22 protein-coding genes are annotated in these 22,343 nt (G+C 62.6%); 5 read left to right on the plus strand and 17 right to left on the minus strand.

Going from position 1 to position 22,343, the window contains the following annotated elements; all coding sequences use genetic code 11:
* Nucleotides 1-106 precede the first annotated feature (106 nt).
* From GU3_RS01580 to GU3_RS01590, 3 genes are all read right to left on the minus strand, one after another.
* Nucleotides 107-1,939, minus strand: a complete 1,833-nt coding sequence (locus tag GU3_RS01580) for an ABC transporter ATP-binding protein/permease (protein ID WP_050899351.1) — start codon at nucleotides 1,937-1,939, stop codon at nucleotides 107-109.
* Nucleotides 1,905-2,603, minus strand: a complete 699-nt coding sequence (locus GU3_RS01585; RefSeq protein WP_014290808.1) for a DUF2459 domain-containing protein — start codon at nucleotides 2,601-2,603, stop codon at nucleotides 1,905-1,907. The genes GU3_RS01580 and GU3_RS01585 overlap by 35 nt, the downstream gene beginning before the upstream one ends.
* A gap of 142 nt (nucleotides 2,604-2,745) precedes the next feature.
* Entirely contained in the window at nucleotides 2,746-3,240 is a 495-nt protein-coding gene (locus tag GU3_RS01590) for a hypothetical protein (RefSeq protein WP_014290809.1), read from the minus strand.
* Between the two features lie 277 nt (nucleotides 3,241-3,517).
* Between GU3_RS01590 and zntB the strand changes: the two genes are divergently transcribed.
* Nucleotides 3,518-4,489, plus strand: coding sequence for a zinc transporter ZntB (gene zntB, locus GU3_RS01595; protein ID WP_014290810.1), 972 nt, complete (start codon nucleotides 3,518-3,520; stop codon nucleotides 4,487-4,489).
* 16 nt (nucleotides 4,490-4,505) lie between these two features.
* Here the strand turns inward: zntB and GU3_RS01600 are convergent, their stop codons facing one another.
* Genes GU3_RS01600 through GU3_RS01615 form a run of 4 tightly spaced genes read right to left on the minus strand, consistent with a single transcriptional unit; the run spans nucleotide 4,506 to nucleotide 9,167 of the window.
* A complete protein-coding gene (locus GU3_RS01600; RefSeq protein WP_014290811.1) occupies nucleotides 4,506-5,885 on the minus strand; it encodes an ABC transporter ATP-binding protein in 1,380 nt (459 codons plus the stop codon).
* Nucleotides 5,882-6,718, minus strand: a complete 837-nt coding sequence (locus tag GU3_RS01605) for an ABC transporter permease (RefSeq protein ID WP_014290812.1) — start codon at nucleotides 6,716-6,718, stop codon at nucleotides 5,882-5,884. The genes GU3_RS01600 and GU3_RS01605 overlap by 4 nt, the downstream gene beginning before the upstream one ends.
* Nucleotides 6,715-7,650, minus strand: coding sequence for an ABC transporter permease (locus GU3_RS01610; RefSeq protein WP_014290813.1), 936 nt, complete (start codon nucleotides 7,648-7,650; stop codon nucleotides 6,715-6,717). Before GU3_RS01610 ends, GU3_RS01605 begins: the two co-directional genes overlap by 4 nt.
* Nucleotides 7,647-9,167 carry an ABC transporter substrate-binding protein gene (locus GU3_RS01615; protein ID WP_014290814.1) on the minus strand — a complete coding sequence of 507 codons (1,521 nt, stop codon included), beginning with the start codon at nucleotides 9,165-9,167 and terminating at the stop codon, nucleotides 7,647-7,649. Before GU3_RS01615 ends, GU3_RS01610 begins: the two co-directional genes overlap by 4 nt.
* Before the next feature lie 166 nt (nucleotides 9,168-9,333).
* Between GU3_RS01615 and GU3_RS01620 the strand changes: the two genes are divergently transcribed.
* On the plus strand, nucleotides 9,334-9,873 hold the full coding sequence (locus GU3_RS01620) for a glutathione peroxidase (RefSeq protein ID WP_014290815.1): 540 nt from the start codon (nucleotides 9,334-9,336) through the stop codon (nucleotides 9,871-9,873).
* 45 nt (nucleotides 9,874-9,918) lie between these two features.
* Here the strand turns inward: GU3_RS01620 and GU3_RS01625 are convergent, their stop codons facing one another.
* Nucleotides 9,919-11,451: a TerC family protein gene (locus tag GU3_RS01625; protein ID WP_014290816.1), complete on the minus strand. Its 1,533-nt coding sequence runs from the start codon at nucleotides 11,449-11,451 to the stop codon at nucleotides 9,919-9,921.
* Between the two features lie 340 nt (nucleotides 11,452-11,791).
* Here GU3_RS01625 and GU3_RS01630 point away from each other — a divergent pair, with 340 nt between their 5' ends.
* The 3 genes from GU3_RS01630 to GU3_RS01640 are packed head-to-tail and all read left to right on the plus strand — an operon-like array spanning nucleotide 11,792 to nucleotide 14,156.
* Nucleotides 11,792-12,538, plus strand: a complete 747-nt coding sequence (locus GU3_RS01630) for a 5-oxoprolinase subunit PxpA (protein ID WP_014290817.1) — start codon at nucleotides 11,792-11,794, stop codon at nucleotides 12,536-12,538.
* The gene (gene pxpB, locus GU3_RS01635; RefSeq protein ID WP_014290818.1) at nucleotides 12,535-13,239 is read left to right on the plus strand and encodes a 5-oxoprolinase subunit PxpB; all 705 of its coding nucleotides are present in this window, start codon (nucleotides 12,535-12,537) and stop codon (nucleotides 13,237-13,239) included. Before GU3_RS01630 ends, pxpB begins: the two co-directional genes overlap by 4 nt.
* Nucleotides 13,236-14,156 carry a biotin-dependent carboxyltransferase family protein gene (locus GU3_RS01640; protein WP_014290819.1) on the plus strand — a complete coding sequence of 307 codons (921 nt, stop codon included), beginning with the start codon at nucleotides 13,236-13,238 and terminating at the stop codon, nucleotides 14,154-14,156. The genes pxpB and GU3_RS01640 overlap by 4 nt, the downstream gene beginning before the upstream one ends.
* 132 nt (nucleotides 14,157-14,288) lie before the next feature.
* On the opposite strand, the gene GU3_RS01645 is transcribed toward GU3_RS01640, so the two are convergent.
* From GU3_RS01645 to GU3_RS01685, 9 genes are all read right to left on the minus strand, one after another.
* Nucleotides 14,289-15,671 carry an NAD(P)-binding domain-containing protein gene (locus tag GU3_RS01645; RefSeq protein ID WP_014290820.1) on the minus strand — a complete coding sequence of 461 codons (1,383 nt, stop codon included), beginning with the start codon at nucleotides 15,669-15,671 and terminating at the stop codon, nucleotides 14,289-14,291.
* Between the two features lie 163 nt (nucleotides 15,672-15,834).
* A complete protein-coding gene (gene thiE, locus GU3_RS01650) occupies nucleotides 15,835-16,449 on the minus strand; it encodes a thiamine phosphate synthase (RefSeq protein WP_014290821.1) in 615 nt (204 codons plus the stop codon).
* Nucleotides 16,446-17,243, minus strand: a complete 798-nt coding sequence (thiM, locus tag GU3_RS01655; RefSeq protein ID WP_014290822.1) for a hydroxyethylthiazole kinase — start codon at nucleotides 17,241-17,243, stop codon at nucleotides 16,446-16,448. The genes thiE and thiM overlap by 4 nt, the downstream gene beginning before the upstream one ends.
* A gap of 141 nt (nucleotides 17,244-17,384) precedes the next feature.
* Nucleotides 17,385-17,786: a TM2 domain-containing protein gene (locus tag GU3_RS01660; protein WP_041543439.1), complete on the minus strand. Its 402-nt coding sequence runs from the start codon at nucleotides 17,784-17,786 to the stop codon at nucleotides 17,385-17,387.
* 488 nt (nucleotides 17,787-18,274) lie between these two features.
* The gene (locus GU3_RS01665) at nucleotides 18,275-19,288 is read right to left on the minus strand and encodes an IS110 family transposase (RefSeq protein ID WP_014290824.1); all 1,014 of its coding nucleotides are present in this window, start codon (nucleotides 19,286-19,288) and stop codon (nucleotides 18,275-18,277) included.
* Between the two features lie 205 nt (nucleotides 19,289-19,493).
* On the minus strand, nucleotides 19,494-20,615 hold the full coding sequence (gene thiH, locus GU3_RS01670; RefSeq protein ID WP_014290825.1) for a 2-iminoacetate synthase ThiH: 1,122 nt from the start codon (nucleotides 20,613-20,615) through the stop codon (nucleotides 19,494-19,496).
* The gene (locus GU3_RS01675) at nucleotides 20,612-21,382 is read right to left on the minus strand and encodes a thiazole synthase (protein ID WP_014290826.1); all 771 of its coding nucleotides are present in this window, start codon (nucleotides 21,380-21,382) and stop codon (nucleotides 20,612-20,614) included. The genes thiH and GU3_RS01675 overlap by 4 nt, the downstream gene beginning before the upstream one ends.
* Before the next feature lies 1 nt (nucleotide 21,383).
* Nucleotides 21,384-21,584 carry a sulfur carrier protein ThiS gene (thiS, locus tag GU3_RS01680; protein WP_014290827.1) on the minus strand — a complete coding sequence of 67 codons (201 nt, stop codon included), beginning with the start codon at nucleotides 21,582-21,584 and terminating at the stop codon, nucleotides 21,384-21,386.
* Nucleotides 21,584-22,342, minus strand: a complete 759-nt coding sequence (locus tag GU3_RS01685; RefSeq protein WP_014290828.1) for a molybdopterin-synthase adenylyltransferase MoeB — start codon at nucleotides 22,340-22,342, stop codon at nucleotides 21,584-21,586. The genes thiS and GU3_RS01685 overlap by 1 nt, the downstream gene beginning before the upstream one ends.
* Nucleotide 22,343 lies beyond the last annotated feature (1 nt).

A 22,343-nucleotide genomic window follows, 5' to 3' on the forward strand; every position in this document is an offset into this window, starting at 1 on the left:
CTTGTATCGAGCAAATGGGACTCGGATGCTAACCACCCCTGCCGGTCTGTCAACCCGTCGCCGGGGGCCGCCGGCATGGCCCCCCGCAAGGACGCCGCCGGAACACCTACCGCCCAGCGGGAGTCGGCCCGTGGTGTTCAGGCCCGTCCTGCTGCCGCTGTCGCTGCTGCTGTTGCAGCCGCCACAGTTGGGCGTAAAGGCCGTCTGCGGCCAGCAACTGCTCGTGGTTGCCCTGCTCGGCGATGCGACCCTCCTGCATCACCAGAATATGGTCGGCGTCCACGATGGTGGACAGCCGGTGGGCGATCACCAGGCTGCTCTGGCCCCGGGATACCTCGCGAATGGCCTGCAATATGCTGCGCTCGGAGCGGCTGTCCAGGGATGAGGTGGCCTCGTCGAACACCAGTATCGGCGGGCGTTTCAATATGGTGCGGGCAATGGCCACCCGCTGTTTTTCGCCGCCGCTGAGTTTCAGCCCCCGCTCCCCCACCAGGGTGGCGCTGCCTTCCGGCAGGCTGACAATAAAATCGCTGAGGTGGGCGAGGCGAATGGCCTCGTTCACTTCCTCTTCGCTGGCGTCGATGCGGCCGTAACGAATGTTGTCGTAAATGGAGGCGTTAAACAGCACCGTATCTTGCGGCACTATGCCAATGGCCCGGCGCAGGGAAGCCTGGCTTACTTCGCGAATGTCCTGGCCGTCGATCAGAATGGCGCCCGCGTTCACCTCGTAAAACCGAAACAGCAGCTTCACCAGGGTGGACTTGCCCGAGCCGCTGGCCCCCACCACCGCCAGTTTTTGCCGGGGCTGAAGGGTAAAGCTGAGATCGTGCAGAATGGGCCGATCGGGGCGGTAACCAAAACTCACGTTGCGAAACTCGATTTCGCCCCGGCTGACCTTGAGCTCAGGCGCGTTGTCCGCATCGTTGATTTGAGGCCGGCGGCGCAGCAGGGCAAACAGGCGCTCGATGTTGGCCAGCGACCCCTTCATCTCCCGGTACACAAAGCCGAGAAAATTGAGCGGCAGAAACAACTGCATCATAAAGGCGTTGATCAGCACAAAGTCGCCCAAGGTCATGGTGCCCGCCACCACCTGCTGGCCGGCCAGCACCATCATGGCGGTCATGGCCAGGGCGATGATCAGCGCCTGGCCGCCGTTCAGGGCAAACAGGCTGAGCCGGTTGTTGCGCCGGGCCCGCTCCCACTCGGCCAGATCGTCGTCGTACCGGCCCGCCTCGTACTGCTCGTTGTTGAAGTATTTCACCGTTTCAAAGTTGAGCAGGCTGTCCACCGCCCGGCTGTGGGTTTGCGAGTCGGCCTGGTTGGCGGCGCGCACAAAGCCGGTGCGCCAGTCGGTGGCCACCACCGACCAGGCCACGTACACCACCACCGCCCCCAGGGTAATCAGCGCAAACCACACCGAGTAGTTGATCAGCAGCAGCGCCGTGACCAGGCCGATTTCCAGCAGGGTGGGCACAATGTTGAACACCATAAAACGCAGCAAAAAGCCCACTCCGGTCACCCCCCGCTCTATGTCCCGGGACAGGCCGCCGGTGCTGCGATTAAGGTGAAAGTCGAGCTCCAGCCGGTGCAGGTGGTTGAACACACTCAGGCCAATGCGGCGCATGGCCCGCTCGGTCACCCGACCAAACAGGGCGTCGCGAATTTCCCCAAACAGCACGTTGGCAAAGCGCACCGTGCCGTAGGCCAGCAGCAGCCCCAGGGGCAGCGCCACCACCGTGCTGACGGCGGTGTCCATGCCATCGACAATGTGCTTGAGAATAAAGGGCAACCCCACGCTGGCCAGCTTGGCCGCCACCAGGCAGCACAGGGCCAGGGCGATGCGGCCCTTGTAGTCCAGCAGGTAGGGGATCAGGGTTTTCAGGGTACGGACATTGATGGTGGCGTCATCCATCTCCGGATGCCAGGAGCTTCGGCGCATAACTCGGTCTGTTGCGGAAGGAATGAGCGTCATCATACTCCCCTTTGGCGCAGCAGGCAGCCTGGCGCATCAGGCCGCCGGCGGTGAACGCCAGTGCCGGGCGCAGGGGCAGCCCCGCCGCCACCAGCCGCCGGGCCACCCAGGTGTTGCAGGTGTGCAGCAGGTGATAGGACTCTACCGAGGCGTAAAAGCGGCCGCCGCCGTAACGCCCCGCCCCCACTTCCTTCACATTGCCCGCCTCATTCCGCGTAAAGGAGGTCGCCACCTCCCTCAGCAACCGCTCCATGCCGGCGGGCGGCACACTCAACTCAAGCACCGGCAGCCCGGGGAACACCATATTCGGCGGCTGCGACAGCGGCACCAGGTGCAGCACGGCGTCCGTGGGCCAGAGCAGGGCCCGCAGCGCCAGCCCGGCCCCAGCGTGCTCATGCTGATAAAAGGCCCGATCGCCCCAGCCCACCTCCATCAAACGGGCGTCGGGAAAATCCTCTTTCAGCGCCGGCAAATACCGCTGCAACTCATCCGCCGGCACCACCAGCCCCACATGCAGGCCGTGATCCACCAGATAGAGGGCTTGCCCCCGCTCCTCCACCGGCCGCCACTCACCCACCGCACCGCAACCGGTGCAGAGCAGACTGAGTAGCAGAATGAACCAAGGGTGCATAGTGACCTTTCGAGTGATGGGGCTGATCTTGAGTATTGCAGATTGGGCAAGCTAAACGGGCCTGAAGGGCCCATTGGGGGGGGGTAGTTTTTAACGTTTCAACCACCGGAACTTAAAAGTAAGTTAGAAATTATAATTTATATTACATCAACGATGGTGTGTATGCGTTGGTTGCAAAAAACAACAGCATCCCACCAATCACAACAAAGAGATTTCTTATCGTTTTTCGAAGTATTATTTGCGACTCTAGATTCATTTCATCTATATATGTTTGCGGTGAAAGTATGCTAGTAAAAAACAAGCACCCAATAAATGTAAAACCAATCAAAAAGAAATAAACTGGCTTCCAATACCTAAAAGTGGTGATACTTTTAAATTCCCTGAAAAGTCGAGCATTTTCAAGCCCATCGGTTCGAATGTGAGCACCTGCAGCAACGAAAGACAGAACCCACAAGTCTAAAAAATACTGTGGCAATTCAACATGAAAGAGTTCAATGAATTTAGAAAATATCAACCTGTAATACTGAATAAAGTCTAGAAACACCCCCTTTAGGCCAACATCAAAAGAATGCTGAATCAAGCTTATAAGACTTAACATGCTTAAGATAATTGCTAGTGGTTGCAAGGTTTTATTCATTTATCCCCCCTCACACATGCCGACCTATTCAATTGAGATAAAAACTTACTGACAACATAATTTCTTAATGTGAACTCTGCCACCCAGCAAAATAATACCATAAGGCAGAACTATTACCTCTCCACCTGCTGAACGATTGATTTTTCCTAATTCTGCCGCTTCATCGGCAAAAGGCAATGACTAACTGCCTTTTTAGCGAATCTGCCAAAAAGCCCCGAATGATACCTCCCCAGCCTTGGTGTAAGCTGGTGCTTTCGGATGGGGAGGAGAAAGGCCGATGGAACAGTTGCCGAAACAGTGCATTTACCGCCTGCAGCTCAGCAGCAAGGGCGGGCTGGAACCCTTGCCGGCGGGGTCTGAGCTGCCGGCCACCACGGCGGCGCCGGTGTGGCTGCATCTGGACTACGAGCAGCCCCAGGCCGCCGACTGGCTGCGTAATTCCGAGCTGGTCAGCGAGGCGGCCCGCGAGGCGCTGCTGGGCCAGAGCAGCCGGCCCAAGCTGGTGCGCCAGGGCGACAACCTGCTGCTCACCCTGCGCGGCATCAACCACAACCAGGGCGACAGCCCGGAAGAAATGGTCGCCCTGCGCATCTACATCACGCCCTCGCTTATTATCAGCAGCCGGCACCGGCCGCTGCTGTCGGAGCAGGACGTGTACGAGCTGCTGGGCAACAGCGATGAACAGGTCACCCTGGGCGACTGGCTGGTGGAGATGTGCGATGCCCTCACCGACCGGGCCGGCGAGTTTGTGGAAGACCTGCACGATCACATTCTGGAGCTGGAAGAGCAGATACTGATGCGGGAGCTGCCCACCAACGGCCGACTGGGCCGCATTCGCAAACAGATGATTTTGGTGCGCCGTTATCTTTCTCCCCAGCGGGATCTGATCGCCCGGCTGGCCAGCGAAAAAATCGGCTGGCTCAACGACGACGATCGCCGTCGCCTGCTCGATATTGCCGACCGGCTGCGCCGCTGGCTGGACGATCTGGACGCCGGCCTGGCCCGCACCGCCGTGCTGGCGGACGAGGTTAATAACCTGATGACCGAAGCCACCAACCAGCGCGCCTACCAGATGTCGATCATGGCGCTGATGTTTCTGCCCGCCAGCTTTCTCACCGGCCTGTTCGGCATCAACCTGGGCGGCATGCCGGGGGCTAACCACCCCGCCGCCTTCTGGATTTTCTGCCTGAGCCTGCTGGCCCTGGGTGGCGGCCTGGCGGTATGGCTACGGCGCAACCGCTGGTGGTAGCCTCGTCGGCTCGAAGTCAGCCCAGGGTCAGCACCCGATCCGCCAACTTGTTCACTAGCGCCGCCTCGTGGCTCACCAGCAGCAGGGCGCAGCCCCGCTCCCGGGCCAGGCTGGTGAGCAGCCGGATGGTCTGCTGCTGGGTCACCAGATCCAGCCGCGAGGTGGGCTCGTCGGCAAACAGCAGCACCGGCTCCAGCAGCAGGATGCGCAAAATCGCCAGCCGCTGCAGCTCGCCGCCGGATACCTCCCGGGGCGAGCGCGCCAGCAGGTCGGGCGAAAGCCCCAGCCGGGGCAACAGCCGCTCCACCTCGGCCCAGTCCTTCTGGTGCAGCTTTACCACATCCTTCAGGCTTCGGCCCAGGCTGCACCAGGGCGCAAAAGCAGCGGGCGGATCCTGGTAGAGCTTCTGGTAGCGGGTGCGGGCCAGCGCGGGGTCGCGCCACACCGAGCCGGCGTCCGGCTCCAGCAATCCTAAGCAGATGCTGCCCAGGGTGCTCTTGCCGCAGCCGCTGGGGCCCACCACCCCCATGATTTCGCCGGCGTTCAGCTCGAAGGAGATGTCCTGGAACAGGGGCCGGCCGCCCCGCTCCTTGGCCAGCCCGTCCACCTTCAGCACGGTGGCGCCGGCGTTCAGGGGCGCCAGTGCCGGCCAGGCGGCGGGCTCGGCGGCCAGCAGGGCCCGGCCGTAGTCGCTGGCGGGCGCCTTCAGCACGGCTTCTGCCGGGCCGGATTCCAGCACCTCGCCGCCCCGCACTATCATCACCTCGCCGCCCAGCTGGTGGGCCACGGCGATGTCGTGGGTGATGGTCAGCAGGCCGCCGCCCGCCTCCGCCACCTGCCGGAGCAGGCCGGTCACCTGGTCGCGGCTGCCGGCGTCCAGGCCCTTGGTGGGCTCGTCGGCAATCACGATGTCGGCGCCGCCGGTGCCGGCGGCAGCAAAGGCCAGCCGCTGCATCATGCCGCCCGAGAGCTGGCCCGGCAGCCGGTGCAGGGCGTGCCCCAGGCCGAGCCGGGTCAGGTCTTGCGTGGCCTGGCGGCGGGCCTGAGCCCAGTCGGCGCCGGCCAGGTAGCGGTAGCCTTCGGCCACCTGCTCCACCGCCTGCATGGTCGGATCCAGCGCCAGCCAGGGCTCCTGGGGCAGCATGGCGAGTTGGCGTCCCCACAGCCGGCGCCGGGCGGCGGGGGCCAGGCCGCTGAGCTCTTGGCCCCGCAGCCAGATCCGGCCCCGGGCCTGCAGCCCCGCGGGCAGGTTGCCCATAATGGCCTGGGCAATCAGGCTTTTGCCGGAGCCGGTTTCCCCCAGCAGGGTCAACGGCCGGCCGGCCCTGAGGGTAAACGACAGCGGCCGCACAATGCCGGACACCGCCAGTTGTTCCGCTTTCAGCAGTTCGGTCATGGCTTGCGGCCTCCCGCCAGCAGGTTGAGGGCCAGCACCAGCAGGAACACCGCCGCTATGGGTTGCAGCAGCACCCAGGGCGCCTCGTGGTAATAGGGCAGCAGCTCGGTCATCATCAGGCCCAGTTCGGCGGTGGGCGGGCGCAGCCCCACGCTAACAAAGCCCAGGGCGGCAATGGCCAGAATGGCGGTGGCGGCGCCGAAGGCGCCCAGAGTCAGCACCACCGGCGCCAGGGCCGGCCACAGGTGGCGGCGCAGTATGTAGCCGGGGCCGAAGCCGAGCAGGCGCGAGGCCTCGATTTGCGGCGAGGCCATCAGGGTGCGGGTGGTCAGGCGCACCACCCGGAAGTATTCGATCCACAGCACCAGGGCGATGCCCACATACAGGGTCCAGAAGTTGCCCGGCGCTATGGCCACCAGCAGCAACACCAGCAGCAGGCCGGGCAGGGCCAGCAGGGTGTCGGCCAGCACGCCCAGGGCCCGGTCCACCCAGCCGCCGCGCCAGCCGGCGAGCACGCCCAGCAGCACGCCGGGCACGGCGGCGGTCAGCACCCCGAGCAGGGAAAGGCCGAGGGAAAGCTGCACCGCCGAGCTCATGCGGGCCAGCATGCTGCGGCCCAGGTGATCGGTACCCAGGGGCTCGGCCAGGCTGGGCGCGGCCAGAATCTGGCTGTAGTTCTGCCGGGCCGGATCCAGCTCGGTCACCAGCGGCAGGCCGAGGCCGAACAGGGCCAGCGCCAGCAGCAGGGCGGCGCCCAGGCGCTGGCGGGGGCTCAACCAGCGGCGGCCGGCGGCGGGGGCAGCCGGGGCGGCCAGGGTTGCGGTTTGGGTCATGCCTCCCTCCTTCTCGGGTCGATACGGTGGCACAGCAGGTCCACCAGGGCGTTGAGCAGCACGAACATCAGCCCCAGCACCAGGGCGGTGCCCTGGATCATGGGTACGTCCCGCGCCACTATGGCGTGCACCAGGGCATGGCCGATGCCGGGCCAGGCAAACAGGGTTTCCACCACCACCACGCCTTCAATCAGATACACCAGCTGCATGGCCTGGTGGGCCAGCACCGGCACCGCCACGTTGCGAAGGCCGTGGCGCAGGAACACCCGGCCCTCGCCCAGGCCCTTGGTGCGGCCGAAGGCGTAATAGGCGGATCCGGCGACCCCCTGCATGGCGTTGCGGCTCACCCGGCAGGCCACGGCGGCCAGTCCCAGGGCCAGGGTCAGCGCCGGCAGCAGGGTGTGGGCCGCGCTGCCGTGGCCGGCGGCGGGCAGCCAGCCCAGCTGCACCGCCAGCAGCATCACCAGCAGGATGCCGATCACGAACTGGGGCAGGGCCCGCAACACGGTCGCCAGCAGCAGGGTCAGCCGGTCGAGCCGGCCGCCGGGCCTGAGCCCGGCCAGGATGCCGAGCGGCGGGCCCAGCAGCAGCGACAGCCCCACGGCGGCGGCGGCCAGCTTGAAGGAATGGCCCAGCTGGTGGCGCAGCTCGTCCATCACCGCCTCGCCGCTCACCAGCGAATGGCCCAGATCCAGCCGCAGCAGGTCCCACAGCCAGTGGCCCAGGGCCTGCCAGGCGGGCAGGTCCAGGCCCAGCTCGGCGCGCACCGCGGCGGCGGCCGCCGCGTTCACATAGTCGTAGCCGTAGCGGCCGGCGGCGATGCGAAAGGCCATGTCCCCGGGCAGGGCATGGGTGAGGATATAGGTCAGCACCCCCACCATCAGCGCCACCAGGGCGGCCTGCATCAGCCGGTAGCTCAATACCGGTATCACTGGGCCCACCTCATTCCGCTCACCCGATAGTTACGCTCGAAGGGATCAATGCTGAAGCCCTCCACCTTGTTGGACACGGCGGCGGTTTGCTGGTACCAGGCCACCGGGATCACCGGCAGCTGTTCATGCAGCAGGGTGGCGGCCTCATGGCGCAGCCCTGCTGCGGTCCCACCGTCGGTTTGTGCCAGCAGTTGCTGCAAAATCTCGCCCAGGCGCGGGGAATGCCAGTTCATGGCGCCCCAGTCGCCGCCTTCGGGGCCATAGTCCTGCAGCAGGGTGCCGAGGGGATCCGGCACCAGGGCGAAGTTGCGAGCCATCAGACCCAGCTGCAGGCTGCCGTCTCTATGGCCGGCGGGGATCTCGCTGGAGTTGGTGACGTTGACCGTCAGCTCCACCCCCAGTTCCCGCAGTTGATCCTGCATGGCGGTGGCCAGCAGCGGCAGCTCGGGCCGGTCGGCGAAGGTGGTCAGGGTCAGCTTGAAGGGTTCGCCGTTGCGGCTGAGCATGCCCTTGTCGTCCGCCTGCCAGCCCAGGCCGGCCAGCAGGGTTCTGGCCTGCTCCAGATCCCGTTCGGCGCCGGCCACCTCGCTCAGGTGCCAGTCGGTCAAAGACGGCGGAAACAGCTGGCCGGCCGCCGCCTCGGGGTTGCGCAGCAGAGCCACGGCCATACCGGTGCGATCCAGCGCCAGGCTCAGGGCCCGCCGGGCCTCGGGCTCGGCCAGCAAGGGATGGCCGGCGTTCACCTTCAGGGTCACGGTGCGGGGGATGGGCTCGGAATGCACACTCAGCCGGTTGCTGCGCTGCAGCCGGGCCTGGCTGGCCGGATCCAGGGTGAAGACGATGTCGGCGTCGCCGCTCTCGGCCAGCAGCGCCCGGGTCTCGCCCCGGCCGGCGGCCAGGTAACTGATCTGTTCGATGGCGGGCGCCTCGCCCCAGTAATCGTTGAAGGCGGCGGCGGTCAGCTTTTGCGGTATCTGCAACTGCTCGATACGGTAGGGGCCGGTGCCGATCACCCGGGTGGCCTCGCCGGCCTCGTTATAGGAAGCCGGCGCCAGGATCTGGGCGGAGCTGTGGGCCAGCAGCGCCGGCAGCGGCGCGAAGGGGCTGGCCAGGCGGATCTGCAGCTCATCGCCCTCGGCGGTAATGGCCGCTATCGGCGCCTCGGTCAGCATGCCGGGCTTGGCCAGGGCCAGTTGCAGCGCCTTGGCCGCCACCTCGGCGGTAAGCGGGCTGCCGTCGTGGAAGCGCACACCCGGCCGCACGGTAAAGCGCCAGCTCAGCTGGTCGTCGGACACCGTCCAGCTTTCGGCCAGGCCGGGCTTGGGGTGGCCCTGGTTGTCCACCTCCACCAGGGTTTCGCCGATCTGCAGCCGGGTATAGACATAGCCGGCCTTGGCGGGATCGGTACTGCCGATTTCCCAGGGCGCGACGATGTCGAGCACCCCGTCGGTGGCATGGGTGGAAGCGGCAACGGCCAGCAGGCCGGCACCGAGGAAGGAAGATCGCACTGGCATCATGGGGGCTACCTGAACAATGGATACGAATGAGAACAAATCATTTGGTTATAATATAACATCACAATTCATCCCCATCGTCACCCTCGCTGCAAGGATTTTTTATTCGCCAGGGTCTTTGTGGCTGTAACCTTAAGCCATGCCCGTGGACCATCAGGGAGAGAACGAAATGAAAAAGCTGTTTAGCGGCCTGTGCGGCCTGCTGCTGTGGCAGACCGCCAGCGCGACGGAGCCAAACACTGCCGCCCTTTTTGAGCACCAGCTGCCCCGGCTGCATTCCGATACCACCCTCGACATGCGCCAGCTCGCCGGCCAGCCGCTGCTGGTGGTGAACACCGCCAGCCACTGCGGCTTTACCGGTCAGTTCGAGGGGCTGGAGGCGCTGCATCAGCAATACAAGGATCAGGGCCTGAGAGTGGTGGGTTTTCCGTCCAACGACTTCAATCAGGAAGCCAAAAGCGAGGAAGAGGCGGCCCAGGTGTGCTTTCAGAACTTTGGCGTCACCTTTGACATGGCGGCCCCCATCAGCGTGAAAGGGGATCAGGCTCACCCCATTTTCAAGGAAATCACCCGCCAGAGCGGCAAGCAGCCCCGCTGGAATTTTTACAAGTTCGTGATTGACAGAAACGGCCGGGTCACCGAGGTGTTTTCCAGCATTACCGGGCCCGAGAGCGGCCGGCTGAAGGCCGCGATTGAGCAGGTGCTGTAATAAAAAAGGGAGCACAGTGTGCTCCCTTTGGATTTGGGTTTAGGCTTATGCGGCCAGCGGCGTGATGCGCACCTGAGCGATGCGGAAGTCGGCCACTTCCGTTACCTCAAAGCGCAGATCCTCGTGTTCAAACACGGCGCCGGCTTCCGGCAACTGGCCGGCCAGCGCCAGCAGCATGCCCGCCAGGGTGGCGTATTCGTCATCCGGATCCACCAGCCCCTTGCGCGCCAGCACCTGCTCCAGGTAGTGCAGATCGGTGCTGCCCTTCACCAGCCAGCCGTTTTCTTCCACCAGCACTTCCGGATCTTCGTCCTCGTCGAGAAACTCACCGACAATGGCCTCCAGCAGGTCGTGGGGCGTGACCAGGCCCTGTACGGTGCCGAATTCGTCGTTCACCAGCACCATATGGCCCCGGGCGTCGCGCAGCACGTTGAGCAGGCGGATCACGCTGATGCTGTCGGGCACGATGATGGGCGCGCCGCCTTCCGCCAGCTCGGCCAGGGTTTTGCCCGCCTTGAGACCGGCCATCAGATCCTTGGCGCGCACCACCCCCAGCAGGTTGTCGAGCTCGCCGTCGCACACCGGAAACTGGCTGTGGGACGACGCCATCAGCTCCGCCACCTGCTCTTCCCGGCTGTCGTTCACGTCCAGCCACACAATGTCGGCGCGGGGGGTCATCACGGTGCGAATGGAACGCTCGGCCAGCGACAGTACGCCGCTTATCATGTTGCGCTCTTCTTCCACAAAGCCCTGCTGTTCGCTTTGCCGGGGCGTTTCCCGGGATGCCTCTTCGGTTTTGTCCTTGCCGCCCATCAGCCGGAAAATGGCGTCGGTGGTACGCTCCCGCAACGGACGGTGGGCTTCCTGCAGCACTTTGTTGCGCTGGGCCAGCTGGTTAAAGAACTCAATCAGAATCGAGAAGCCAATGGCGGCATAGAGGTAGCCCTTGGGAATATGGAAGCCAAAGCCCTCGGCCACCAGGCTGAAGCCGATCATCAGCAGGAAGCTCAGGCACAGCACCACCACAGTGGGGTGGGCATTCACAAAGTCGGTGAGGGATTTGGACGCCGCCAGCATTACCACCATGGCCACCACCACGGCAATCATCATCACCGACAGGTGATCGACCATGCCCACGGCGGTAATAATGGAGTCGAGCGAGAACACCGCATCCAGCACCAGGATCTGGGCAATCACCACCCCAAAGCCGGCATAAACGTTGCTGGTCTCCTCCTCATGCATATTGCCTTCCAGCCGCTCGTGCAGCTCGGAAGTGGCCTTGAACAGCAGGAACAGACCACCGGCCATCAGAATAAGATCCCGTCCGGAGAAGCTGAACTCCCCCAGGGTGACCAGCGGCGTAGTGAGCGTGACCAGCCAGGACACCACGCTGAGCAGGCCCAGTCGCATTACCAGCGCCAGGGTCAGACCTATCACCCGCGCCCGGTCGCGCTGATGAGGTGGCAGCTTTTTCACCAGAATGGCAATGAACACCAGGTTGTCGATGCCCAGTACGATTTCAAGAATAACCAGTGTCAGCAAACCCGCCCACACAGACGGATCCATCAGGAATTCCATGTTTTACCTCGTTGAGAGAATGTGGTTGAGCGGATCAGCGAACAACGCGCGCCAGACCGGAAACGTGAGTATAGCCGGGGCAGCGAGGGAGTCGGAACAAAGCGGCGGACGCCAGAAACAGCGGGAAAAGGCGGGAAAATGAATGATTAACAGCGTGTTGCAAGCAACTTCGCGAGCAGTCCATATCGTACACCGGCGGTTGGCCGGACCTCTTGGTTAAAATGAGCGCATATCATAATCGGAATCCGGGCGCTGGCAATAGCCTTTACATCGCCCGGGCGGACAACCCCCTGCTCGCGCAGTAGAATGGGAACACGTTATTATTCAGGGAAAGCACAACATGGCCACACTGCTGCTCAACGCCGACATGGGAGAAAGCTTCGGACCCTGGTCCATGGGCCAGGACGAGGCGGTGATGCCCTATGTGGATCTGGCCAACGTGGCCTGCGGCTTTCACGCCGCCGATCCCGACACCATGCGCCGCACCGTGCATCTGGCCAAGGCCCATGGCGTGAAAGTGGGGGCTCACCCCGCCTACCCGGATCTGGTGGGCTTTGGCCGTCGTTCCCTGGCCTGCTCGCCGGCGGAAGTGGAAAACCTGGTGCTCTACCAGCTGGGGGCGCTCGATGCCATCTGCCGGGCCGAGGGTACCCGCGTGCACTACGTCAAACCCCACGGTGCGCTCTATAACGACATGATGAAAAACGAGGCCATTCTGGCGGCGGTGATGCGCGCCGTGGCCGCCTTTGACCCCGGGCTGCCGCTGATGCTGATGGCCACCGCCAACTCACGCCCGGCGACAACACTGGCCGGGCAGCACGGCATTACCCTGTGGTTCGAGGCCTTTGCCGACCGCGCCTATGACGAGGCCGGTTTTCTGGTGCCCCGCAGCCAGGCCGGCGCCGTGCACCACGAGCCGGCGGTGATCGTCGAGCAGGCCCGCCGTATCGCCACCGGCGAGCCGCTCACCGCCATCGACGGCACCCCGCTCAGGCTTGCCGCCCACACCCTCTGTGTGCACGGCGACAATCCCGAGTCGATCGCGGCGGTGGCCGCCATTCGCCGCCTGCTGGACGACCTGCCATGAATCCCCGGCTGGAAAACGCCGGACTGGATGCCTGGCTGGTGCGGCTGTTCGACGACATCGACGAAGCCAATATGAACTGGATAGCGGCGTTGGTTAAAGAATGTGAGCGCACCTTTGGCAAGCATCTGGTGGATCTGGTGCCGTCCTACACCACCCTGCTGGTGCAGTTCGATCCGCTGCGGCTTGATCACGGCGAAGCCCGCCGCCTGCTGCAAACCCTGCTGGCCACCCTCACCCCACTGGAAGACGACCCTCAGGCCACGGTCAAAGCTCTGCCGGTATGGTATCACCCCAGTGTGGGACCGGATCTGGCCCGAGTGGAGCGGCACACCGGCCTGAGTACCAGGCGGGTGATTGAACTGCACAGCGGCCACACCTACCGGGTGTTTGCCTTAGGCTTTGCTCCCGGCTTTGCCTTTATGGGCACCCTGCCTGCCGAGCTGGACATACCCCGTCACGCCAGCCCGCGTTCAAGGGTGCCCGCCGGCAGCGTGGCCATTGCCGGCCGCCAGACCGCCGCCTACCCCCGCGCCACGCCGGGCGGCTGGAACCTGCTGGGGCGCACCCCGGCCCGGCTGTTTGACCCCGCCAGCCGCAGCCTGAGCCTGCTGCAGGTAGGCGACCGGGTCCGCTTTGAGCCGGTGAGCCGCGCCGAGTTTGAACGGCTGGGGGGCGATACTACTCCCATGGAGGCACCGTGAGCCTGCACATTGAAAAGCCCGGCCCACTCAGCACCCTGCAGGACGCCGGCCGCGTTGGTGTGCGGCATCTGGGCGTGGCTCAAGGGGGACCGGCAGATGTACATGCCTGGGCCTGGGCCAACTGGCTGGCGGGTAACGGCTGGGGCAGCACGGCACTGGAAATCACCTTGGGAGGGCTGACCCTCACCGCCCGGCAATGCTGCCGGCTGGCGCTGACCGGCGCCGATATGCAGGCTCGAGTAAACGGTGAGCCTCTGGCCAACTGGCACGCCTTTACCCTGAACGCCGGCGACACCCTTGCCCTTGGCATGGCCCGGCATGGTGTGCGCAGCTATCTGGCGGTGGCCGGTGGCTTTACGGCAGACCCCGTGCTGGGCAGCACCGCCTGCGTAGTGCGCGACGGCCTGGGCGGCCACCGCGGTGACGGCAGCCCGCTGGCCGCCGGTGACGAACTGATGTTTGATGCCAACGCGCAGGAAAATACGTTAACTCGTGGCCTTCCCGCTCAAGAAAAGCCTGATTACCAGGACGAGCCGGTGTTGGCGCTGATCCCCGGTGCCCAGTTTCGCCATTTTGAAGATCACAGCCTGATCGACGCCTTTAACCGGCCCTGGACCGTGGATCCTCGCTCGGATCGCATGGGGATCCGACTGCAAGGATCTTTATTGCAGTGCAACATGGGATCGCTGGTTTCGGAAGGGCTGACCCTGGGCGCGGTACAGGTGCCACCAAACGGCCAGCCCATCGTCCTGCTGAACGACCGTCAAACAATTGGCGGTTACCCTCGTCTGGGTACCCTCACGCCCCTGGCCTGCGCCCGCCTGGCCCAGTGCCGGCCGGGCCAGTCGCTGAGGCTGACCACCAGCACCGCCACCGAGGCCCAGCGACAATACCGGGATTTTCGGGCGCAGTTTTAGCCCAGTGAAACCGCGTTATCCCCGACGCGTAAAAACGTATTCCCGCGAAGGCGGGGGCATGACCAGATACGGGACAACAACCACAAAAAAGCCCGCTCGAAAGCGGGCTTTGTATCATTTCAGAGACAAGGATCAGTCAACCTTGTCAAAGCTCTTGTTCTCGGCAAAGTCGAGGGACATAAAGCTTTCCAGGGAGTCGTCCTTGATCTCCAGCCAGCTGGCCGGCAGGCGGGTGGCCATGGTGCCGGTAACGGTAGAACGGTAGCACTTCTCGCGAAAGTTCATGATGCCTTCCTGCTTGTGCTGCTGCCATTCCTTCAGCAACGCCGCCTGCTGCTCCACCTTGAACTCGGGATAGTCGGTGGGGCCGAGCAAATCACGAATGTAGCTGGCCTGAAAGTCGATGGAGTCGCAACAGCCACCCAGTTGCTCATGGCGTTCCAGCCAGTGCTGCATGTCGTTGCGCCGCTCCTCGGCTGGTGGCAGCGCAATGCGGCCCAGGATCACGTCCCGGGCATACCAGGCCTGGGCGTCGAACATGTTGAAAGTGAAATACTGATCCTGCATGCCCAGATAGATCATCTTGGGGTTGTTCTGGAAGAAAATGCCCTTGTACAGGTTGTCCGGATACAGGCAGTTGTGGGTCTTGAGCCGCAGCGCGTCCGGCAGGAACGGAAAGTGGAACAGGTAGCCGGTGCACATAATGATGGCATCGAACTCCTTGCTGGAGCCGTCGGCAAAATAGCCGGTGTTGCCATCAAAGTGGGCCAGCAGCGGACGCTCTTCCATGCCCTCGGGCCAGTCAAAGCCCAGCGGGTTGCTGCGATAGCTGATGGTGACGGATTTGGCACCGTACTTGTAGCACTGGGAGCCGATGTCTTCCGCCGAGTAACTGGCACCCACCAGCAGCACGTGCTTGTCCTTGAATTCCAAGGCATCGCGGAAGTCATGGGCATGCAGTACCCGGCCGGGGAACTGCTCCACCCCTTCAAAGTAAGGCATGTTCGGGGTGGAGAAGTGACCGGTAGCCACCACCACGTAGTCGAATTCGTCACTTTCCTGCTGACCGGTCTGGTGGTTCATCACCGTCACGGTGAACTTGCCGGTGACATCGTCATGGCTGACCCAGCGAACCGGGCATTCGAAACGGATGTATTTAGAAATGGCCTGCTTGTCGATTCGACCCATGATGTAGTCTTTCAGCACGGCACGCGGCGGATAGGAAGGAATGGCCCGGCCAAAGTGCTCGTCGAAGGAGTAGTCGGCAAATTCCAGACACTCCTTCGGGCCGTTGGACCACAAATACCGATACATGCTGCCATGAACTGGCTCGCCATTTTTATCTAAACCCGTGCGCCATGTGTAGTTCCACATGCCACCAATGTCGCTTTGCTTTTCAAAACAAACGATGTCCGGCAGATCCTGAACCCCTGCCTTGCGAGCTGCCTCAAACGCTCTCAACTGTGCCAGACCACTGGGACCGGCGCCCAAAATCGCGATTTTTTGCTTGCTCACAATCTAACTCCTTCTACTGCAAAAACCTTGCCATACTAAAGGAATTAGCCAAGCATTTACAGGCACCTGCGCAAAAATACTCCAAAAATACCAAAAACCACGAAACAATATGGCACTAAACGCTTATGTGAAATGCAAAGGCAGCCATTTGCCTGTTCTATTGTCATGCCATCATTTGGCGCAGCTTTTTGGCCGCCGTTCGCGGACAGGACGCGGCGCAAATGGCCGATACCAGGGCCACGCCGTGCACACCGGTTTGTACCACTTGCTGCAGGTTATCTGCATGAATGCCGCCAATGGCGACAATAGGGCGTGAACTGTGCGACAGGGCCCGCTGCAGGCCGTCGATGCCCCAGTGCCTTTTTAAATCGGTTTTGGTGGGCGTGGCAAAGATGGCACTCAGGCCCAGGTAGTCCACCGGCAATGATTCGGACTCGAATAGTTGCTGTTCCGTTTCCACCGACAGCCCCAGCAGCCGATCCGGGCCCAGCAAGCGCCGGGCATGAGTGGCGGGCATGTCGGACTGGCCCAGGTGCACGCCGTCGGCATCCACCGCCAGCGCCACGTCGACCCGGTCGTTGATGATCAGCGGCACGCCGGTGCCCTGCAGCACCGCCTTCACCGCCTCGGCCCGCTCGATAAAGGCGCGCACGTCCCCGTGCTTTTCCCGCACCTGCACCAGGGTCACGCCACCGGCCACCGCCTCCCGGACCACGGTTTGCAGGGTGTCGATGGGCTGACGGTCGTCGGTCACCAGATACAAACGATAAGGGTTCATGGCGCGGTGACCTTTACTTTCAGACGATGATTCAGGGCCTCGGTATCCAGCCGGTACAGCGCATCGAGCAGGTTCAGCTGCAGGCTGCCCGGCCCCGGTGAAAGTTCAGCGGCCACCTCGCCGGCCACGCCCACCACCGCTGCGGCAGCCACGCCAGACGTCTCGCCCACGGCGGCAAAGGCGCCGGTCAGAGCCGACAGGGTGCAGCCCATGCCGGTGACAAAGGGCATCATGGCATGGCCGTTGTTCAGCCTGATTTCGCGGTTTTCACCGAGAATGATGTCGGTTTCACCGGAAATAACCACACTGGCATGATAATCTCGCACCAGTTGCTGCCCTGCCGCCAATGCGGCTTCGCTGCCATCCATGGCATCTACCCCCTTGCTATTGGCAGCCGCACCGGCCAGGGCAATGATTTCCGAGGCATTGGCGCGAATAATCAGCTGCTCGGCCATCTCTGCCAGCCGCCGCGAAGTCTGGGTACGCAAACTGCTGGCCCCACAGCCCACCGGATCCAGCACCACCGGCTTGCCATGCCGGTTGGCCAGCTCCACCGCCATTTCCATGCGCGCAATCCAGCTGCGGTCGAGGGTGCCGATATTGACCACCACCGCCCCCACCAGCGGCACCAGCTCGGCCAGCTCATCCCGGGAATGGGCCATGATCGGCGAGGCCCCCAGCGCCAGCAGGCCGTTGGCGCTGTTGTTCATCACCACGTAGTTGGTGATATTCAGCACCAGCGGCTTTTGCGCCCGCACCGCCGCAAGGGCGGTGATGATTTGTTTGTTGTTCATCGGTTTTTCGCCAACATGGAATACATGAAGGGATTTTATGGCATTTGGCGGTGAACAAGCAGGCTTTTAAGCCAAATGTCTAAGATGCCAGACAGCAAAAAGCCCGCCGTGGCGGGCCTTTGATACACCGGAAAAGAAACCTCAGCCAAAGCGCCGGGAACGGCGGTTGACCTCGTCGATCTGGGTGTTAAGGGTGCAGTAGTCGTAGAGGTAGCCGAGCAGGAACAGGCCGCCGGTGAGGAACCAGATAATGGCGGTGACCCACTTGCCCAGATAGAGCCGGTGCAGGCCGAAGAAACCGAGAAAGGTCATCAGTATCCAGGTGATGCTGTAATCCTTGGGGCCGGTGGCGTAGCGTTGGTCGGCATCCCTGTCCATGGACGGAATAAGAAACAGATCCACAATCCAGCCGATAAAGAACAGTCCAAGAGTAAAGAAGTAGATGGTGCCGCTGACGGGGCGGCCATAGTAAAAACGGTGGGCGCCCATGAACCCGAAGATCCACAGTATGTAGCCGATCACCTTGCTGTGCGTGTTGTTCATGCTGCCTCGGAGCGGGGTGATAAAAACGACCATTCTAGACGTTGCCGCGGGCAACTGCCATGCCTGCCGGCGAAGCGGCGACCCGGTTCGTCGTGCCCCTTGGGGAGCTTACCAAACGAAGCATCAGTGCGGTTGCACTCCGCCGACACGCTACAAGTACATCCATGTAACGCTCGAAAATGCCATATATGGACACCTCGCTTTTCGCCAGTGGGGTTTCCGTGTTTTGGCAGCCAGGATTAACTGCATCCGTATATTCGGCCTGTGTTGATGAGTGAGTCATTGGCTCACTCTGGCCCTAATGAGAACCGCGCCCTTGCTGCCTATCGTCCCTACGGAGTTCAGACTCCTGACATTTTCTCGGCGTTTGCAAGGGCCGGTTTAACCTGTTGCCTCATTCACGTTTTCCACATCGCGTTTCGACGGGGTGATAACCTCTTGTTTTCCTTCCTGCCAAACGGGGGTTAATTCGGTTTCTTCATGTCAGCTCAGGCTGCCCGATAGTGCTCCTGCCGGAACAGCATGACCCAGATAATCCGTGCCAGCTTGTTGGCAGTGGCCACCGCAGCTCGCTGCTTGCCTCTGCGTTCGACCAGCTGTTTGACCCACTGCGATAACCGGTCTGAGGCCTTGTTCAGGTGCCGGATAATCGACCAGGCACCTTGTATCAACAGCTTGCGCAAGTACCCATTACCACGCTTGGTGATACTGCCCAGCTTTTGCTTGCCGCCACTGGAATGCTCTTTCGGTACCAGCCCCAGGTTGGCAGAAAAGTGCCGGGCATTGCGGTACTGACTGCCGTTGCCGACAAAGGCGACCATGGCGGTCGCGGTCACCGCGCCTACACCTCGAATGTCAGTGAGTCGGGCGCAGGCCTCGTTATCGCGACATTGCTGTTCGATGTCTTTATCCAGGCACCGAATAGCCTCATCCAGTTGCTGCCATTCTTCCAGGATGTCACGACAATAGGCCCGAGCCCGTGGCGTCAGCTCGTTACTGGCATCTTCCAGCAGCAAGGGCATGGCCTGCCTTAACGCCTCTTTACCCCCAGCCAGAACGATGCCGTACTCATTCAGCAGTCCCCGTAACTGGTTAATCAACCGGGTTCGCTCGCCGATGCGGCGCTCTCGCAGCCGGTGTACCAGGCTGATGTCGGTCTGCTCCAGCGTACGCGGCGGTACAAACGTCATGTTGGGGCGGCGTGCCGCCTCACAGATAGCAAAGGCATCATTACGGTCGTTCTTGTTCCCCTTGACGAAGGGTTTCACGTGCTGGGGCGGCAGCAACATCACCTGATGTCCCCGCTGCTGCAGGGCTCGGCCCCAGTAATTGGAGCCACTGCAGGCTTCCATCGCAATGGGTACCTGAGGGTACTGACTAAGCAGCTCCAATACCTTATGCCGGGTCACCTTGCGGTTGAACACCGCCTTGCCAGCTTGATTAACACCACAAATCTGAATCACATTCTTTGCCAAATCGAGACCAATGAGCGTAATGTTCATAGTGGACACCTTTTGTGGATATTTGAGCTTCAACCCAAATATGGCGCATTACGACGCCGGTTACCCAAGAGGTGTCCATCTCATCATCCATGGCATTTTATGGTCGGCTCCGGCAATCCCCACTGCTGCTTCGAGCAAGGCCTGCGTTGTCTATAGCCAACTGCGGGCGGCTTATAGCTGTCAGCTTACGGCTTAAAGCTATCAGTTACCGGCTGGCAGAGTAACTGTTGTCCCAGTCCTTCCACACCGGCTGCAAACCGCTGGCGACGATGGCCTTGGCCACCTCTGCCGGGCTGCGATCGTCGTCGATCTCGAACTGTTCCAGCTCTTCTTTGACGTTTTCCACATAGCCGCCGGGCTGGGTCTTGGAGCCGGCACTGATGCTGGTAACGCCGAGGGGAATCACCTTGTCGCGGAACTCCTGGGCTTCCCGGGTCGACAGGCTCAGTTCCAGCTCGCCGTCGAGCAGGCGGTAGGCGCAGATCAGCTGCACCAGCTGGCGATCGGTCATGATCGACTTGGGCTGCAGGCCGCCGGTGCAGGGCCGCAGGCGCGGGAAGGACACCGAATAACGGGTCTTCCAGTAGTGCTTCTGCAGGTAGCGCAGGTGCGAGGCCACATAGAAGCTGTCGGCCCGCCAGTCTTCCAGCCCGAACAGGGCGCCCAGGCCAATCTTGTCGATGCCGGCCTTGCCCAGGCGATCCGGGGTTTCCAGGCGCCAGCGAAAATCCTTCTTCTTGCCGCGAATATGGTGCTCGTCATAGGTCAGGTGCTGGTAGGTTTCCTGATACACCATGACGCTGTCGAGGCCGTACTGGCGCAGCTCGGCGTACTCTTCCTGAGACAGCGGCTGCACTTCCATCATCACATAGCTGAAGTGGCGCTTGATGATGGGCAGCATTTGCTTGAAGTAGTCCAGCCCCACCTTGCCCTCGTGCTCGCCGGTCACCAGCAGCACGGTGTCGAAGCCCATGGCCTTGATGGCCAGGCATTCCTGTTCGATTTCCTCGGCGCTCAGGGTCTTGCGCTTGAGCCGGTTGCTCATGGAGAAACCGCAATAGGTGCAGTCGTTGGCGCACAGGTTGGACAGATACAGCGGAATGTAAAATCCCACGGTATTGCCGAAACGCTGGCGGGTCAGCCGGTACGACTCCTGGGCCATGCGCTCCAGATAGGGCTCGGCCGCCGGCGAGATCAGCGCCATGAAGTCGTTCAGATCCCGCTTGGGTTTGGCCAGCGCCCGCTCCACGTCCCTGGGCTGCTTGCCGTAAATGCTCATCTTGACGTCATCCCAGTCCATGGATGACCAGACATCGAAGAAACTCATAAGGTCTCCAGGAAGGCGGTCAGCGGGCTGGACGCCTGCGCCACCCGGCTCTGGCCGGCCAGGCCGGCTTCGTAGCCCATGCGACCGGCGATCACCGCCCGGCGGAAGGCGTCGCCCATGGCCACGGGATCACCGGCCACGGCGATGGCGGTGTTCACCAGCACGGCGTCGGCGCCCAGCTCCATGGCGTAGGCGGCGTGGCTGGGCGCGCCGATGCCGGCGTCCACCACCACGGGTACATTGGACTGCTCGATGATGATTTCGAGGAAGTCATGGGTCACCAGGCCCTTGTTGGAGCCGATGGGTGCGCCCAGGGGCATGACGGCGGCACAGCCGACTTCTTCCAGTCGCTTGCACAGCACGGGATCGGCGCCGCAATAGGGAAGCACCACAAAACCTTCCTTCACCAGCCGCTCGGCGGCCTTCAGGGTCTCGATGGGATCGGGCAGCAGGTACTTGGGGTCCGGGTGGATTTCCAGCTTCAGCCAGTTAGTACCCAGGGCTTCCCGGGCCAGACGGGCCGCGAACAGCGCCTCGTCGGCATCCTTGGCGCCCGAGGTGTTGGGCAGCAGGTTCACACCCAGTTCCAGCAGCGGCGGCAGAATGTCGTCGCTGTGGTTGTTCAGGTCCACCCGCTTCAGCGCCATGGTCACCAGTTGCGAACCGGACGCGGCCAGGGCGTCCTGCATCAGGCGGCCGTTGGCAAACTTGCCGGTGCCGGTAAACAGGCGGGATTCAAAGGTTTTATCGGCAATAGTCAGACTCATTTCAGCCTCCGGCAATGGCGTGGAACAGGGTGATGTTGTCGTTGTGCGCGAGCTGACGCTCGGCCCACAGGCTGCGCGCCACCACCTCGCGGTTCAGCGCCACCGCCACACCGGGCTTGTCCTGCTCCAGCTCGGCCAGCAGCTGAGCCAGAGTGGTCCCCTCGGTCAGGGAATGTTGTTCGTCATTCAGAATTATGTGCATCAGTCCTCACTCCCCTTGATTCCACATACCGGACAGGCCGGGTCTTTCGGCACCTTGAGGCCGTGCCAGCGGTGCACCTTGGCGTCAAACAGCTTGAGCTCACCCCAGGGCACGGTACCGGTGCCGGTTAAATACTTGATGGCCTCGAGCGCCTGCAGCAGGCCTATGGTGCCCACCACGGGGCCGATGACACCCGAGTTGCTGCAGGTCAGCCGCTCCTCGATGTCGGGGCCGTAGAGACAGCGATAACATCCGTGTTCCCGGGCCGGATCCAGCGCCAGCAGCTGGCCTTCAAAACGAATGGCCGCACCCACCAGCAGGGGTTTGCCCTGAGCGTAACAGGCGGCGTTCAGCGCCTGCCGAACCCCGATGTTGTCGGTACAGTCCAGCACCAGATCCGCCTCGGCCACGAAGTCGGTCAGACTCTGGCCGTCCATCTTCTGGTTGACCGCGATCAGCTCGACTTCCGGGTTCAGCGCCTGCAGCTTCTCCCGGGCCACCTCGGCCTTGGGCCGCTTGACGCTGTCGACGTCGTACAGGGTCTGGCGTTGCAGGTTGCTGACGTCGACCTGGTCGAAGTCGGCCAGCCACAGGGTGCCGACCCCGGCCGCCGCCAGATACTGGGAGGCGGGCGAGCCCAGGCCGCCCAGGCCGACGATCAGCACGGAGGCGTTTTTCAGCTTGAGCTGGCCTTCCTCGCCCACTTCTTCCAGCAGCAGATGCCGGCTGTAACGGATGAATTCGCTGTCACTGAGCATG

Source organism: Oceanimonas sp. GK1 (genome assembly GCF_000243075.1).
In the GTDB taxonomy this organism is placed as follows: domain Bacteria; phylum Pseudomonadota; class Gammaproteobacteria; order Enterobacterales; family Aeromonadaceae; genus Oceanimonas.

Bases quoted from the DNA above. Each gene is read 5' to 3' on its own strand.
- GU3_RS01580 (WP_050899351.1), bottom strand. From the start codon at position 1,939: ATGCGCCGAAGCTCCTGGCATCCGGAGATGGATGACGCCACCATCAAT.
- GU3_RS01585 (WP_014290808.1), bottom strand. From the start codon at position 2,603: ATGCACCCTTGGTTCATTCTGCTACTCAGTCTGCTCTGCACCGGTTGC.
- GU3_RS01590 (WP_014290809.1), bottom strand. From the start codon at position 3,240: ATGAATAAAACCTTGCAACCACTAGCAATTATCTTAAGCATGTTAAGT.
- zntB (WP_014290810.1), top strand. From the start codon at position 3,518: ATGGAACAGTTGCCGAAACAGTGCATTTACCGCCTGCAGCTCAGCAGC.
- GU3_RS01600 (WP_014290811.1), bottom strand. From the start codon at position 5,885: ATGACCGAACTGCTGAAAGCGGAACAACTGGCGGTGTCCGGCATTGTG.
- GU3_RS01605 (WP_014290812.1), bottom strand. From the start codon at position 6,718: ATGACCCAAACCGCAACCCTGGCCGCCCCGGCTGCCCCCGCCGCCGGC.
- GU3_RS01615 (WP_014290814.1), bottom strand. From the start codon at position 9,167: ATGATGCCAGTGCGATCTTCCTTCCTCGGTGCCGGCCTGCTGGCCGTT.
- GU3_RS01620 (WP_014290815.1), top strand. From the start codon at position 9,334: ATGAAAAAGCTGTTTAGCGGCCTGTGCGGCCTGCTGCTGTGGCAGACC.
- GU3_RS01625 (WP_014290816.1), bottom strand. From the start codon at position 11,451: ATGGAATTCCTGATGGATCCGTCTGTGTGGGCGGGTTTGCTGACACTG.
- GU3_RS01630 (WP_014290817.1), top strand. From the start codon at position 11,792: ATGGCCACACTGCTGCTCAACGCCGACATGGGAGAAAGCTTCGGACCC.
- pxpB (WP_014290818.1), top strand. From the start codon at position 12,535: ATGAATCCCCGGCTGGAAAACGCCGGACTGGATGCCTGGCTGGTGCGG.
- thiE (WP_014290821.1), bottom strand. From the start codon at position 16,449: ATGAACCCTTATCGTTTGTATCTGGTGACCGACGACCGTCAGCCCATC.
- thiM (WP_014290822.1), bottom strand. From the start codon at position 17,243: ATGAACAACAAACAAATCATCACCGCCCTTGCGGCGGTGCGGGCGCAA.
- GU3_RS01660 (WP_041543439.1), bottom strand. From the start codon at position 17,786: ATGAACAACACGCACAGCAAGGTGATCGGCTACATACTGTGGATCTTC.
- GU3_RS01665 (WP_014290824.1), bottom strand. From the start codon at position 19,288: ATGAACATTACGCTCATTGGTCTCGATTTGGCAAAGAATGTGATTCAG.
- thiH (WP_014290825.1), bottom strand. From the start codon at position 20,615: ATGAGTTTCTTCGATGTCTGGTCATCCATGGACTGGGATGACGTCAAG.
- GU3_RS01675 (WP_014290826.1), bottom strand. From the start codon at position 21,382: ATGAGTCTGACTATTGCCGATAAAACCTTTGAATCCCGCCTGTTTACC.
- thiS (WP_014290827.1), bottom strand. From the start codon at position 21,584: ATGCACATAATTCTGAATGACGAACAACATTCCCTGACCGAGGGGACC.
- GU3_RS01685 (WP_014290828.1), bottom strand. From the start codon at position 22,342: ATGCTCAGTGACAGCGAATTCATCCGTTACAGCCGGCATCTGCTGCTG.